Source organism: Bradyrhizobium sp. CCGB01 (genome assembly GCF_024199795.1).
In the GTDB taxonomy this organism is placed as follows: domain Bacteria; phylum Pseudomonadota; class Alphaproteobacteria; order Rhizobiales; family Xanthobacteraceae; genus Bradyrhizobium.
Genome location: NZ_JANADK010000001.1, coordinates 4095704 through 4110001, shown reverse-complemented (window position 1 = coordinate 4110001; position 14298 = coordinate 4095704). Strand labels below are relative to the sequence as shown.

General features: G+C 60.7%; 14 protein-coding genes and 1 pseudogene. 7 read left to right on the top strand and 8 right to left on the bottom strand.

Features of this window, described 5'->3' with window-relative positions:
• Window positions 1–136: 136 nt before the first annotated feature.
• Entirely contained in the window at window positions 137–400 is a 264-nt protein-coding gene (locus tag NLM25_RS18695; protein WP_254141374.1) for a hypothetical protein, read from the bottom strand.
• Window positions 401–713: 313 nt separating this feature from the next.
• On the opposite strand from NLM25_RS18695, the gene NLM25_RS18690 reads away from it, so the two are divergent.
• Window positions 714–1076: a hypothetical protein gene (locus NLM25_RS18690; protein ID WP_254118360.1), complete on the top strand. Its 363-nt coding sequence runs from the start codon at window positions 714–716 to the stop codon at window positions 1074–1076.
• Window positions 1077–1166: 90 nt separating this feature from the next.
• Window positions 1167–1337 carry a hypothetical protein gene (locus NLM25_RS18685; RefSeq protein WP_254118359.1) on the top strand — a complete coding sequence of 57 codons (171 nt, stop codon included), beginning with the start codon at window positions 1167–1169 and terminating at the stop codon, window positions 1335–1337.
• A gap of 448 nt (window positions 1338–1785) precedes the next feature.
• Here NLM25_RS18685 and NLM25_RS18680 read toward each other — a convergent pair whose 3' ends face one another.
• Together NLM25_RS18680 and ligD are read right to left on the bottom strand one after the other, a co-directional pair.
• On the bottom strand, window positions 1786–2052 hold the full coding sequence (locus NLM25_RS18680) for a hypothetical protein (RefSeq protein ID WP_254137908.1): 267 nt from the start codon (window positions 2050–2052) through the stop codon (window positions 1786–1788).
• A 5-nt stretch (window positions 2053–2057) separates the two neighbouring features.
• A complete protein-coding gene (gene ligD, locus NLM25_RS18675; protein ID WP_309143650.1) occupies window positions 2058–2861 on the bottom strand; it encodes a non-homologous end-joining DNA ligase in 804 nt (267 codons plus the stop codon).
• Window positions 2862–3388: 527 nt separating this feature from the next.
• On the opposite strand from ligD, the gene NLM25_RS18670 reads away from it, so the two are divergent.
• Window positions 3389–3544, top strand: coding sequence for a hypothetical protein (locus NLM25_RS18670; protein ID WP_254118357.1), 156 nt, complete (start codon window positions 3389–3391; stop codon window positions 3542–3544).
• Window positions 3545–3660: 116 nt separating this feature from the next.
• Here the strand turns inward: NLM25_RS18670 and NLM25_RS18665 are convergent, their stop codons facing one another.
• A complete protein-coding gene (locus NLM25_RS18665) occupies window positions 3661–5715 on the bottom strand; it encodes a response regulator transcription factor (protein WP_254137907.1) in 2055 nt (684 codons plus the stop codon).
• A 461-nt stretch (window positions 5716–6176) separates the two neighbouring features.
• On the opposite strand from NLM25_RS18665, the gene NLM25_RS18660 reads away from it, so the two are divergent.
• The gene (locus NLM25_RS18660) at window positions 6177–6494 is read left to right on the top strand and encodes a hypothetical protein (protein ID WP_254118355.1); all 318 of its coding nucleotides are present in this window, start codon (window positions 6177–6179) and stop codon (window positions 6492–6494) included.
• 62 nt (window positions 6495–6556) lie between these two features.
• Here NLM25_RS18660 and NLM25_RS44460 read toward each other — a convergent pair whose 3' ends face one another.
• The 4 genes and pseudogenes from NLM25_RS44460 to NLM25_RS44145 form a co-directional block, all read right to left on the bottom strand.
• Window positions 6557–6787: a hypothetical protein gene (locus NLM25_RS44460; RefSeq protein WP_375166846.1), complete on the bottom strand. Its 231-nt coding sequence runs from the start codon at window positions 6785–6787 to the stop codon at window positions 6557–6559.
• A 230-nt stretch (window positions 6788–7017) separates the two neighbouring features.
• Window positions 7018–7155 (bottom strand): hypothetical protein, encoded by a 138-nt coding sequence (locus tag NLM25_RS18655; protein ID WP_254118354.1) that lies wholly within the window; start codon window positions 7153–7155, stop codon window positions 7018–7020.
• A 1810-nt stretch (window positions 7156–8965) separates the two neighbouring features.
• Window positions 8966–9208, bottom strand: a pseudogene (locus NLM25_RS18650) (hypothetical protein); the annotation flags it as partial.
• Between the two features lie 18 nt (window positions 9209–9226).
• Entirely contained in the window at window positions 9227–9439 is a 213-nt protein-coding gene (locus tag NLM25_RS44145) for a hypothetical protein (protein ID WP_254124278.1), read from the bottom strand.
• 412 nt (window positions 9440–9851) lie between these two features.
• Between NLM25_RS44145 and NLM25_RS18640 the strand changes: the two genes are divergently transcribed.
• From NLM25_RS18640 to NLM25_RS18630, 3 genes are read left to right on the top strand one after another with little or no spacing between them, the layout of a single operon-like run.
• Entirely contained in the window at window positions 9852–10343 is a 492-nt protein-coding gene (locus NLM25_RS18640; protein ID WP_254118353.1) for a (2Fe-2S)-binding protein, read from the top strand.
• Window positions 10340–11356, top strand: a complete 1017-nt coding sequence (locus tag NLM25_RS18635) for a xanthine dehydrogenase family protein subunit M (RefSeq protein WP_254118352.1) — start codon at window positions 10340–10342, stop codon at window positions 11354–11356. The genes NLM25_RS18640 and NLM25_RS18635 overlap by 4 nt, the downstream gene beginning before the upstream one ends.
• 7 nt (window positions 11357–11363) lie before the next feature.
• On the top strand, window positions 11364–13571 hold the full coding sequence (locus tag NLM25_RS18630) for a xanthine dehydrogenase family protein molybdopterin-binding subunit (RefSeq protein ID WP_254118351.1): 2208 nt from the start codon (window positions 11364–11366) through the stop codon (window positions 13569–13571).
• Window positions 13572–14298 lie beyond the last annotated feature (727 nt).

Sequence of the window (14298 nt, the reverse complement as noted above, 5' to 3'; positions counted from 1 at the left end):
GGTTCTTGGTGTGCAGTGCGGCACAAGTGGCGCCGCCTATGTCGGAAGGCATACAGACCTGATTGCCGAATCTTCCTAGACATTTTGTACACCTTGGCGCCCCCTTAACCGCCAAGGCTTCCAATGGCTCCGGCATCTAGTTGTGCTGGGGCCATTTTTTTGCGACCTGTAACAAACGAGCGCGAGCGACTGCCGCTCGTGGGTGTGGAGAAATATTCACCTGTTTGCGTTTCATGCGCTCCGCAACCGCACGCTCGACCTCGGCGGCGAGCACGCTCAGGTGATCTGCCAGCCAAGTAAACAGTTCTCGCTTCTTTCGATCGGTCGCCAGATCTCGGATCAGCGCACACTCGGCCGCATCTTTGCGGCGCTTTTCCAACTGAGCCTGCATATCTTTCATTGCAGCTACTCCGGTCCCGCCAACAGAACCCTATGGCCAATGTTCAAAAGTGAACAGAACAGATTGCCTACTTTTCCTAGGCTCGAGGTGCTTGGCGATCCTCATACCGCCAAGGCCTCCAACGGTCCCGGCATGTAGGGGTGCTGGGACCGTTTCTTTAGCGAGCGCCTCGCGCCCAAAAGGAACGACATTGGCGCGCTGACATTTGAGTCGTCGCCGGCTCGCCGCCGAGCTGGCGGAGCGGCCCCGAACTAACCCTTGTACCCACCTGCAGCCGGGGCCGTCTCTCCGCCACGTAGTATCGGAGTAGTGTATGCGTCCATCGCCCTCGATTGTCCCGGCTGATCGGCTCGACCGCGATATCTATCTGGTGCTGGAGGACTTCGGCGCGCGTGCAGGCTGCGCCTGGCGCGAGACGGATGAGGATGACACCGACCGGGAGACGATCATCCGGGACATTCTGTCCGGCAATTACGCCTATCCCATTCGTATCGTTGCGTTCAACGCGATCGAAGGCAGATCCAGGGATGCGACGTCGGACCTTGCCGACGAGCTCGCGCAACGCGTCGGCAGTCAAGGGCTGGAAGTCTCACCAGCGCTGCGAGCTTTCATCAATGCGAACAGCACGCGCTCTCTCGAAGAACAACTCGCACTTCCCCTGCGCGGCGCGGCCTGAGACAATTCCGCGCAACGTGGGGCTTGATGTAAGGCCGCTACAGTTTCACCTAATCGGCAGTGCACTTTTGGACCTTCGGAAGGTGTAACGATGGCTAATCTGTATCCCATGAACCGAGAGCGGGACGCGTGGATATTGCGAGAGCGCCTGGAGCGCTGCCGAAAGCTCGCCAAGGACTTTGCGCAAGGCCCGACGGCGGAGCACATTCGGGAGATCGAGGCGGAGCTCCTGGACGATATTCGCGCCTTGGAAGAAAAATAAGGCCTCCGTTGGTGGCCTTACGCTCCAGGAGATTGTTTGGCGAACCCGCGTCAACGGAGTCGATGCTTGGTGGTCGGATTCTCCATGATCTCGACCAGTACGCCGCTCGCGACAGGCTCGACTCTGTCACCGTGATTGCATTTGCAAAGCATGCCGGCTCCGCACGGACAGCCGAATATCTCGCTCCATGCCCGCTGCGGATGGTTTTCACATACGAAGCCAATGCCGAAGCAGACCGGACATTTAGGATTGGTCATATCGATCCTACTACGAACATCAGGATTGTCACGATGAGTCCGGCTAGCGACACCGCTATCCCGAGATCGACAAGGAAGAGCAGCGACGCACGCTCTTCGTTGTTCACGTCAACCCCCGTGAGAAAAGTGCGCGCGGGCCTCGCTCTCGTCGCAAGCACAGCGCGCGCCTCTTACACACGACGGCAGCCTTATCAGGCAATCCAAAGGCTCCGCGCCTTTTCAACCGATGCAGCTCTCAGAGCCTTGGCGCGATACGCGTCGATCGCGCGATTGGCGATCATCATGGGTCGACGCTCGCCGCCTCTGATCTCCTCTTCAATGAACCGAACCAGAAAGCTCGTGCATGCATCAACTTCGCCAAGCTCCCCTGACCTCTCAAGGAAGCCCCAGGCAATGTTGAACGAGTCCTCGATCATGCTGCCCATATACATGACGACAAAACGTCGTCCGGCAGCCACCGTTCCTATTTGCGACTAAGTCCTTTGAAGGAGCTGGCGCGCAACAGCCCTTCCGATGTGATGTCCCGATACTGCACATCGGCATAGAACGTTGGCTCGACCCAGATAGCCCTGGGCTTCCTGACGGGTTTGGTGAGTTTTGTCTTCGGGCTGACGACCGTTTCCAATGCCTTGCGGATCTCTGCTGACTTCGTTCGGCTCCAGCCGGTCCCAACCTTCCCCATATACCGCAATTCTTTGCCCTCCTTCTTGCCGAGGTAAAGGGCAGCGACGCCGGATGGATCCTTGACGAATCCGACCACAGCAAATTTCTCGCGCTGGACTGCCTTGATTTTTTGCCAGACCTCGACGCGGTCCGAGCGGTACGGCGCGTCCACCCTTTTCGAGATAATGCCCTCGTAGTTGAGCTTGCTGGCGGCTTCGAACATCGCGCGGCCGTCGCCCTCGTGATGTTCGCTGTAGAAAACGGGCTTCTCCAGCTTGTTGCCCTCGATCAGCTCCTTCAGCAGTTCTTTGCGGGCAAGCTGGGATAGCTTGCGAAGATCCTGGCCGTCGAGCCAGAGGAGATCGAAGGCGAAGTACAGTAACCGATCTTGATCGCCTTTCCCGAGGTCGGCCTGCAGCTCGGAGAAGTTGGTCCGGTCCTCATGGATGACAACGACCTCCCCGTCTACGATCGCCTGACCTGGGATGTCGAAGGCACCCGCAGCGGTGGAGGACTTGTGCGTCCAGTCGAACCCATTCCGCATGTAAGCCCGGCGGTCGTCGCCGTCGACGCGCAGCTGGATGCGGTAGCCGTCGTATTTGATCTCGTGAATCTACTGGGATCCTGAAGGTGCTTTCGTCTTCAGGGTCGCCAATTGAGGACTGATGAAGCCCGGCATTGACAGAGCTTGCAGCTCTTCAGCCAGACTCCTTTTGGTACGCTTCGCCCAATACGCAACTCACGCCGACACTACGAAAAAGAAACGGCCTCAGCGGCACCGGGGGGCATATGCTGAGGCCGGATCAATACCCTCTCTCGTGGAAGGCTCTACTTGAACGCCTGCTGATTTCGGTTGTTCCTCGCCTGTACGCTATGGGCCTGCCTGTGGGGCCGGACAGAAACTCTTCGTTATTACGGAACATTTCAGACGCGCGGCCCTCGTTCCGCGTTCCGCGCGTCAGGACCCGCCATGCCCGCGATCGAACCCGATGCTAAATTAAGAAGCGCCTGGAGCTCTGTCTCGAGGCGCTTCGTCTTCGCAAGAAAATCTCATCGACCACCACGCGGATCGAAGCCATCAAGGCGGAGCTGAAGATCTTCGCCAACGATCTCGGCCGTGGCTTTCGGGAAGTGGACACGAAACTGGGGCACGTCTCGGTGTCGCCGGAAAAGCCGGAGCGGTTCGACGGGGATTTCCCTGCCGTTGATGTTCGCAAATGGCAGTCACTGCCCGAAGCCGACCGCAAGAAGCATCTCGAGAGCGGTCTCGTCGTCATCGAATCCTAGTGGGCCAAGCCGTACCACGGGCGCGTCGATATCGAGCTCTACTGACGACGCCAGTCGTCATCACGGCAGGCCGATTGCCGGGGCAGCGCGGATCGATCGCTGGCTCGTCGAGTCAGCTACACAGACAAATCATACGTGAAATGATGTTCGCCTCTTGCGTGAGCAACTGCGCTTTGCTCCGCGAGGGAAGGGCCGAACAGGTTTGCATCGTTGATCAGTGCCATTCCACTATTTCCGGCATCGTGCAAACCATATTCAACCGAATCGAGCCCATGGCCATCCTCAAAATGATCTGAATCTTTGGCCTCTGCTATATCATTCTTGAAATGAAAGGAATCTCCGGGCTCGGGCGCAGCTGCCGTTTGTGCCGGACCGGAGTCATCGGTAGCTTGGTGGTTGCTGCCAGCGTTCTGGCTCGGCCCCGCATGCAGATTTTTAGAAGCGTTTGAATGCGGCTCCTGCAAGTCACGCTGCGATTGGATGGAATTGGCATGGCTACCCAGTGCATCATTCTTGACATGCTTCTTGCCGACTGTGGCGTCGTCGTTTGAAGCGTCTACCTCGCGATGCAATTGTCCACGATTGTGTTCGTGTTCCGGTGGCTCGTGCTCGGCATGTGGCTTGCCTTTTGCGGCGCCTTCCTCCGAAACATGCAAGTCACGCTGCGATTGCCTTTGAGTTGGATCCTGTCCCGGCGGCTCGCGCTCGGCATGCGGCTTGCCAGCTGTGGCGCCTTGCTCCGAAACATACAAATCACGCTGCAATTGTCCATGATCGGATCCGTCTACTTCGGTCGCCTGTGTTGTGCCGTATTCGGCATTCCTCGGCGTGTCCGTTCTGCCCGCCTGTTCGAAGCCGCCATGATCGATGAGAGCGTCGATGGCACCGGCTCCAACGTGAGGGTTGCCGCTGCCGCTGACGCTATCCTCGCTCGCGGCTGCATCTGTGATCTGGAGTTCGTCGCCTCTGCCGACAGTATCGCCTCGGGCTCCCTCGAAGGCGAATGATTCACTGTGCATTTCGGGATTGAGCCAGGTCAGCTTGTCGAAGCCATTGAGGTTCGGATCGACGTCGCCAGCCGTATTGAGGGCGGCAAATTGGCCGGTAGCGTTTGCGGCATCCGATGCAAAGAAATCGCTCGGGCTATCGGAAAAAGTGAATGCCTGCGCCGGGCTGGCAAGGAGTTCGTATATCGAGACCCCGACCGCCATCAATACGAACGTGCCAAAGCTGCTCAGGCCCAGCCTTAGAGGGGTGGGTGTCGGCAATGTGATCGTGCTGGCGGCAATATCGGCACGGGATTCGATGAGCTTGGCCCGCGTCGGGCTATCAGCTCCAGAATCCTCATCGCGGCCGGCATTGCCCCCGGCTTTGGCCGTTTTGCCCGAAATAGCGGTAGTTTTTTGGGAGGTGATTTTGATGGTCAAGGCCGCGCCGGTGCCGTCTGCGGCCATTACCGTGACACTATCGGTATACGCTTGACCGACTGCGGTCGCGCCCGCGGATTGAACGTCATCTAGCGCTGCCCAGATCAGAGCTGCAAGCGCGCCCATCCCACCATAAAGGCGCGACAGGACGAACGTTGCGAGCTCCGTCCGGTTTTTGATCTCAAGCTGCGCAGATATGTGATTGATTCGCGCCTGGACGGTGACTGTGGGGATCTTAAGCTGGCGCGCAAGCTCCTTGTCCGACATTCCGCAGGCGACCAGACGCATGATCTTGCGCTCCTGGTCCGTTAGCGCTGCCAGCCCTTTTTCGCCAAACGCGGCATTGCCCGCCTTGCGAGCAGCCGCCCGGTCCGCGGTCGGCGCCACCAGCCTCAGGGACTGCATCAAGGTTTCGGGCTCCTCGCGCATCGGAATTGCAGTGCAGGCACCCGCTGCGATTGCGGCAGCAAGATCCCCACGCGCAATGGATGCCGTGTAGAAGACCAGCCGTGTGGGAATGTTTTCGGCATTGACGGCGGCGAGCATTTCAGAAGCCGTCACGTCAGGAAATCCGTCCTCCACAAGCGCGACATCTGGCTTCAACTTCCGAAATGCCTCGAGGCAGCCAGCTCCACTAATGCACGACGCAATGATCTCGAAGTCACGCTCCGCCGCAAATAGCGTCGCAAAACCCTGCAAAACGATCGGACGACGATCTGCTATCACGACTCGGATACGAAGCATCTGCGCTACTCGCCCGGCGTTCCGTCCTAATTCGCCCAGCAAAGGCGACTAGGTTCAACGACGTAAATTTCACGAGCAGCGCGGCAACGCACAACACACCTCTTGGTTCCGGGAGTTAATGAGGCGATCGAACGATGTTCAAACTTGCGATTGATCGGTCCATCGAGAAGCGGCCTCGCCGCCGGCAGAAAGTCCATCAGCACAGGAGAAGGGAAATGGGGCCGATCGTCTGCTTCGGGTCACATGCGGGTGTCGCGGCGATCTTCGTCCTCGGTCCGCTCGCCCCCCCGCAAGCCGACATCAGCGCATGCAAATGGTGAAGCAGCTGAGGGCCGATAGGAGGCATTGAGCGCAATCCACTTCGATCGCAAAGGGCACCTATTAAAATAGCAATCGGAGCTAGGAAAGATTGGGAAGTTCGCGCGTTTAGCGGGACCGGGGCAACGCAATGGAGGAGAAGCATGCGAACAGTAATTCTCGCGATGATTGTAGTTGCCGGAAGCGCGATCACCTTCCATGCAACGGCACAGGAGCAAAAGGCGGCGCCCAGTGAGCAAACCAAGGAGGAGATGCACGGTGATGTAGATAAGGAGCTCAAGGCCAGCGAACCCAACGAGCAGATGCAGCGTGATGCGGCCAAAGGGGTCAAGACACGCAACTCCGGAGCGTCCGGATACGTGACCGATCAGGAGAAGCCGGCCGCTTCTGCGCATCCCCCGGGCCAACCGGGTAGTGAGCAGACTACCGGTTCGAGTATCCAGACCGGCACAGGGAAATAGAAGCCGTTCGCGTAACGTGCAACCCGGAAAGTGTTGCCCCCGAATCCAGTAACTGAGGCGCTCTATTTCATTTTTCTAGATCCAATGTTGATGAAGAAGATCGGCTTGCCGGCTTCGTCTGTGACCTCAAGCGACCATTTTTGCCCCGGGCGAAACCTCCCGTTGATATCCCTCAAGACTTCGCCAGCAAAGATCGTAGCGTTATGCCACGCCCTTTCGTCGTCCCGAAAATGCTCTCCCGCGTCATCGGTGCTCGGCTCGGTGCCATGAACGTTGAAGAAGTATCTAGGCATTGCCGATTAACACAGGTTAGTCGTCGCAGTTCCTAACCGGTCTCTCTGCTGCGTCTTGGATGGTGCGGATTCGCTGGGCCCGGCGAGCAAGTCTTCGTAAGTCTTGGCAATTCTGCAAGCTTTAGCAGGCCGGCAACCGGAACGTGCTGAGACCAGCCTGTATAGGCTATGGGTCACTTGCCGGCACGAAATTGAACTATCGACATGTCTGCTTGCGCCACAAGCGGACGTCAACGCCTCAGCAGCTTCGCTCCGTTCGCAGTGATCATCAGCAGCACCGCGATAAAGCCGAGGGCGCCGGCGATCCAGGCGCCAATCTTGACGACAAACCAGTTGGTCGTCTTGGCCTTCGCGAAGAAGTCATACATCTCGCCGACCTGGCTCGCGATCTTGTCATGCGCGTGGACGCGTACCTCGAGCGCGGTGGATTGAATTCGCAGCCGTCACAAGGCAGGGATTGCCGCCCATCAAGCAGGACCTCGATGTAGAGCGGCGGGTTACGAATACTGACGAGGCGGCGTTCAATGCGCGGGCTTGGCGGGGCGTTTTCCGTCAGAGGGAGGGCAAACGCGTTCGAGGAACTCACCATCGCGGGTTCACTTGGTCGACGCGTTCGGAATCAGGAAACAGGACGACGCTTTGGTAGCTCACGTAGCGTGGTGGCGCTTCGCGCAACAATCAGCACCCTTTACATCCCCGTCTGGACCTCGGCGAAGAGGGCCCTCTACCTGGAGCAGGCATTAACGAACTCCAGCGCCGGCCGCGAGGCGAAGAGAAGGCTGCTCTGTCACCAAACGTTCTAAGATATCGCGTCCTGATCCAGACAGAACGGATCCCAGTCCGGGCCCGCTGGCATTAAATCCAGCGGGCCGTTCGATTTCGAATTACTTCCCCTTCATCTTTGGGTCATTCATGGTCGCGCCGGGATTGGCCGACCCAGGGCTGCTCGAAGCGCCTTGACCACTAGCCGCTGCTGGAGAATTGCCACCGCCGCCCGATCCAGCACCGGCTCCGCCCGATCCAGCGCCCGCGCCGGCTCCTGCCCCAGTTCCACCCGCCCCTCCGCCTGCACCACCCGCGCCGCCGGCTCCGCCGCCAGCCCCACCCTGCGCCGAGGCGGCAGCGATCGATCCGAACATAAACGCAGCTGCAAGCGCGATCTTGCCAAACTTCATAGTTGTCTTCTCCTGTTGAAGTTTGTCTGCAACCGCCCCCCTTACCCTTCGTTCCTAAGTCGATGCAGGTCCAGGCGCGTCTAGGTGACACATGGGTAAGGATGCGTCCCTCAAACCTGAACTTCCCCGTGGAGGTCGAGGATCGCTTCGGCCAAAAATGACCGCTTCGGGTTGAAAGCGTTGTCTAACGCTCGGCTGCAAACTTCCGGCCTCCCCCCTCTGCACATGTAGCGGCACCGCTAGTGAAAGGCCAAGACCTGACAGCGCTGCCGTTAGGTCCGCGGCGTCGGCTGCCGGTCAAATGCTGATAATCGACGCAGCGCTATAAGTTCGACCATGGGCCACCAGTAGACAAGCGACTGCCAATCGAAGGAGCCTCGGATTGGCCTCAGAGGCCGCGTGGGTTGGTCGAGGGATTCATTCGAACGAGATATTCGATCGCGCGCCCCTAGTTGCCCCGATATCCCAGAGCTCCAGGTCGCTTACGTCGTCCAGCGTCGCTCGCAAGGTCTGGCGGATACGCCAAGCATAAAAAGCGTCAAAAGCACTTTAAGAAAGTTGGAGGGGCCGCTGCGTCGACACTGACGTCTGCGCCGATCCCGGGCAGTATAACTCGTGCTCATCGCGATCTCCCGGAGTGACCACCCACGGGGCGACCTTGCCGTGGCAGATCGGAGCGCGCTTGACACCGCGCCCACATTTTTTCTCACCAGCGACTTATTTTTTGCGTCGCACCCTATACTACATTCCCTCGTGCCAGACGGGAGCGATCTTGCTCTATCTCTTTTGAGGGCCACGCATTGGAGACCGACCGCCGCGAGCTTCGTCGGGGACCGGATGCGTTGCCCGTAACGCCCCGGGTATTTGATCTGCTCGCGTACGTCATCGGGAGCGCGTCGGCGCGTCGACGCTGACGGCGTCCGCGCCGACGCCGCCCCTCTCAAGCGGTAGCGACAGCGGAGCCAAGCCCTCTCCGTCGTCGTCAGATCCCAGCGGCCAGGGGCGCTTCCACGAATTCGAGCGCGGCGCGTCCGTTGTCGGTGATTCGCCAGCCACCGCCTGTTCGCTCAACAGTCCTTGGGAAAAATGTCCAAGTTAGGCACCCGCGACGCCAGCCGTTTGGTGCGCTCTGTCCATTCCTGCTCGCTAGTGGCCAATATCGCCATATCACGTTTGAACTCCGCCATCAGCGAAGCCGTCGGGATAGCTCACCAGGAATCTCCAGGACAGTGACTTGGAAATTCAGCCCCGCTGCCCTCCGCAACTACCGCCACATCGTCGGCGCATCCGAGAGGGCTTGGCGACCGACCTGCCTGAGGTCATCCGGTGAGGTGTCACCTCTCGTGGCAGCCTCCAAAATCTTTGAGGCCACGTGGGTGCGGGTGCAGGTCTGGTCTCGAGAAACGCTTTCACAGACCTCATCGAGAACCGCACGCAATATCCGCGCCCGCTCTTCGCAAGGGCACTGTCGCGGAATCCGGACAATGCGGCAATGCACCTGCCAAAGTCAGATTGGTTACTTTGGTTAGGCCCTCGGTGGCCGCGGGTTGTGGGTGAAGCTCAGCTGATCGACCTGCGGGTTGCGCAACCAGCGAGTTAGCAGGGCAAAAGTCGTAACCACGGGGAAGCCTTTCGCTCCTAGCCCTTTCCAGGGGTTACGATTCACACTGAAGAACCGCTCTGCGGCCAAGAGTGGCCATCCCGCCACCTCACGTTGGCATGGGGCACTCGGCGGGGCAAGGCGCTTACGGTTTCATCAATGGAAGGGATTCCCGGCATGGAACCAAGCCGCTGGCCGTCCGTTGGGCGCTATTGGCCAGCGGAGACGACGCGCACTCGCGTCAGCATATGCAACTACTCGGCTGGGCCTTCATCTCAGGGGAAGAGACATGGCCGATGCCGCAAATCAAATTCCCGACCGCATTCCGATCAATCTCATCGTCAATGGTAACAGGCGCACGCTTGACCTCGTGCCCTGGACCACACTTCTCGACGCCCTGCGCGACCATCTCGCGCTGACTGGGACCAAGAAAGGCTGCGATCACGGTCAATGCGGCGCCTGCACCGTGCTGGTCGACGGGCGGCGGGTCAATTCCTGCCTGACGCTCGCCGTCATGAAGGACGGCGCGGAGATCACTACGGTCGAAGGAATTGCCAAAGACGGCGCGATGCATCCCCTGCAACAGGCCTTTATTGATCACGACGCCTTCCAGTGCGGCTATTGCACGCCCGGACAGATTTGTTCCGCGGCCGGGCTCCTGGCCGAAGGCCGCGCCAAAGATTCTGACGAGATCCGGGAGCTGATGAGCGGCAATCTCTGCCGCTGCGGCGCCTATCCGAACATCGTCGCCGCCATCCAGCAGGCAATGGGGCGGCCATGATCAATTTCCAGTATTCCCGCGCCAGCGACGTCGCCGATGCGATCCTCCTGCTCACCGCTCATCCCGGCGCCAAGCTCATCGCCGGCGGCACCAATTTGATCGACCTGATGAAGGAGAATGTCGAAGCGCCCTCCCGGCTGATCGACATCTCCCGCCTGCCGCTCCGCAAGATCGAGGAGACAGCCGACGGAGGCCTGCGCATCGGTGCCTTGGTGCCGAACTCGGATCTTGCTTACCATCCGCTGATCGAGCAGCGCTACCCGCTGCTCGCCAGCGCCGTCCTGGCCGGAGCATCGGCGCAATTGCGCAACATGGCCTCCGTCGGCGGCAATCTGATGCAACGGACGCGTTGCGCCTACTTCTATGACACGACGACGCCCTGCAACAAGCGAACCATCGGCAGCGGCTGCTCGGCGATCGACGGCCTCAACCGCAACCATGCGATCGTCGGCACAAGCGCCTCCTGCATCGCGACCAATCCGTCCGACATGAGCGTGGCGCTGGCCGCACTTGACGCGCTCGTGCACGTCGCAGGCCCGTCCGGCGAACGTACGATCGTGCTGACCGACTTCCACCGGCTTCCTGGCGACACGCCTCATCTCGATACCAATCTCGAGGCCGACGAGATCATCACGGCGATCGAACTGCCGCCGCGCGGCTTTACCCGCAACTACAGCTATCTGAAGATCCGCGACCGGCTGTCCTATGCCTTCGCCCTGGTCTCGGTTGCGGCTGCGCTCGAACTGGACGGCAACGCGATCAGAGAGGCGCGCGTCGCGCTCGGCGGCGTGGCCCACAAACCCTGGCGCAGCCTTGAGGCCGAAACGGCCTTGCGCGGCCAGGCGGCAACAACGGAGCATTTCTCCCGCGCTGCGGATCTCCTGCTGCAGAGCGCAAGAGCCCAGGCCCATAACGGTTTCAAGATCGAGCTCGCGCGCCGCGCCATCGTGCGAACGCTGATGCAGGCCGCCAACGCCACGCCGCAATCACAGGCCCACAAGAAGATCGCGTAAGGCACCGATGAACGCCTATGTCGGAACACCAACGTCCCGCGTCGACGGCCGCGCCAAGGTCACCGGGGCCGCCAAATATGCCGGCGAATTCACGGCCGACGGGCTTCTGCATGGCTTCGTCGTCGAGGCCACAATTCCGCGCGGACGCATCGCCCGCCTCGATACCAGCGAGGCCCTGAAGGTAAAAGGCGTGCTCGACGTGCTCACGCATGCGCATCGCCCGCCACTCGCCGACAACGACGAGGCCTGGAAGGATGAAGTGGCGCCGGAGGAAGGATCGCCGTTCCGGCCGCTCTATGACGACAGCATCAAATTCAACGGCCAGCCGATCGCGCTGGTCGTGGCGGAGGACTGGGAAACCGCGAAATTCGCCGCGACCCTGGTGCATGTCGAATATCGGGAGGAGCAGGCGTTTGCGACCGATCTCGAAGCCGGGCGCAGGAAGGCGACTGAGGTGAAGCAGCAGCTCAAGCCGCGCGGCGACGCCGCAAAAGCGCTTGCGGGAGCGGCCGTACGGCACGAGGCGGACTACGTCCTTCCGACCGAGCATCACAATCCGATGGAGCTCTATGCAAGCACGGCCGTCTGGGACGGCAACGGCAGGCTCACGGTCTACGACAAGACGCAAGGCGTCCAGAACGTCCAAAAATTTCTGTGCAGCGTGTTCGACAAGAAGCCCGATGACATCCGGGTGCTATCGCCCTATGTCGGCGGCGCCTTCGGCTCCGGCTTGCGGCCGCAATATCAGGTGGTGCTGGCAACGCTCGCTGCGCTCGTTCTGAAGCGCTCCGTTCGCGTGGTGCTGACGCGGCGGCAGATGTATGGGCTCGGCCACCGGCCCGCGACAATCGAGCGCGTCGGCCTCGGCGCCAAGCCTGACGGCACGCTCGATGCGGTCGTGCACGAGGCCACGGCCATCACGTCGCGCTACGAGGATTTCGCGCGCAACGACAGCGGCTGGGCGGAACAGCTCTACAAAAGCGCAAACAGCCGCTATTCTCACAAGCTCGTCCGTCTCGACGTCTCCACCCCCTGCGACATGCGCGCGCCCGGCGCAGCCTCGGGCGTGTGCGCGCTCGAATGCGCCATGGACGAGCTGGCCGTCGCCCTCAAGCTCGACCCGATCGAGCTACGGCTGAAGTGCTACTCGGATCGCGACCAGAGCGAAGACCTGCCCTACACCAGCAAGCAGCTACGCGAATGCTACGCCCGCGGCGCTGAAGCCTTCGGCTGGAGCAGCCGCGATCCCACGCCGCGCGCGATGCGCGACGGTAAGGAGCTGGTCGGCTGGGGCATGGCGACAGGCGTGTGGGAGGCACTGCAGATGCCGGTCGCAGTCCGCATCGTGCTGACCGCCAATGGGCATGCCGAGGTGTTCTGCGCGGCGTCCGACATCGGCACCGGCACCTACACCATCATGGCGCAGGTGGCTGCCGATGCACTCGGGCTGCCGATCGAGAGCATCAGTGTCAAGCTCGCCGACTCGACCCTCCCGCAGGCTCCCGTCGAGGGCGGTTCCTGGATGGCCGCATCGAGCGCACATGCGGTGCTGGGAGCGGCCGACGACATTCGCCAGGATCTCGCGCGTCTCGCCAGTACGATGCCCTCTTCGCCGCTCGCCGGCGTCGATGCTGCCGACGTCATCCTGATCGACGGCACGATCGCCAGCAACGGTGAAAAGACCCGTGCCGTCTCGATCGCGGATGCGATGCGGCACGGCAAGCTCGAGCGGCTCGAAAAGCAGAAGCTCAACCACTTCACGGAGGACAAGTCGCGCGCCCGCAACACGCATTCGGCCGTGTTCGCCGAGGTAAAGGTCGACGAGCAGCTCGGCGTCATCCGCGTCACGCGAGTCGTGAGCGCCGTCGCCGCCGGTCGGATCCTGAACACCAAGACCGGTCGCAGCCAGATCATGGGCGGCGTGGTCTGGGGGATCGGGATGGCCCTGCACGAGGAGACGGTGATGGATCACCGCTTCGGCCGGATCATGAATGCGAACATCGCCGAGTACCACATCCCAGTGAACGCCGACATCCACGACATCGACGTGATCTTCGTTGAAGAGCGCGACGACCACATCAACCGGCTTGGCGTCAAGGGCCTGGGCGAAATCGGCATCGTCGGCGTTCCTGCGGCGATCGCAAACGCCGTCTATCACGCCACTGGCAAACGCATCCGCCGCTTCCCGATCACGCTGGATAATCTGCTCGCCTGATGCGACAGGCTATTTGCCCCCTCGCCTGATCCGACGGGCTGCTCGCAGGCATTCACTGTCGACCTTTGTCTCGTCAAAGACGAAAAGTCGGCGCATTTAGCGGCGAAAGGGGTGGTCAACGATCATTCGGTCGGTTTGGCTTTGCGCATGTCGCGCCTCGCTGAAGACATCGCAGATTTCCTCTAACCATATAGCGAGCGTAAGCGGCGACGTTCCTGCAATACATGCTGAGGAATCTCTGCGGTTGCAGCGCTCTTTCCTACCGTGATGCGCCACGCCACCGCTGAGGCTCCTCCGCTCGCCAGCTTGATCGCGCGCGCCGCGATGACGCACTGAGCTCTTGGCCGCCGCCACGCCGAGGCGCGAGGTAAATCGGATGAAACCGCTGCTGCAGTAGTGAACTGAGGCAGGTCTCACCCCATGGATCGAGCGCGCCCGTGCCAGTCTTGTCGCATCGTTCGCCCGCGGGAAGCGCGCAGTACCGCCGTCTTACGACGCGATCAATCTGGCGCCCGACCCGAGCCCCAGAAGGCCGGGGATAACCAGGGAGGCCGAGAACGCCGCAAGAGGACCGGGGTCTCTCCTGGACGGCGCTATGGAAGAGATTGGAAACACGCCCCACGCCTGTCGCGACCAGCATTCAGCCGGTTCCCGTCCTTATTCCCTGCGGCCATTTGAACCAAATGCGCCCTGCATTGTTGCAGTGCCTTAGCCAGCGACGGGAAGA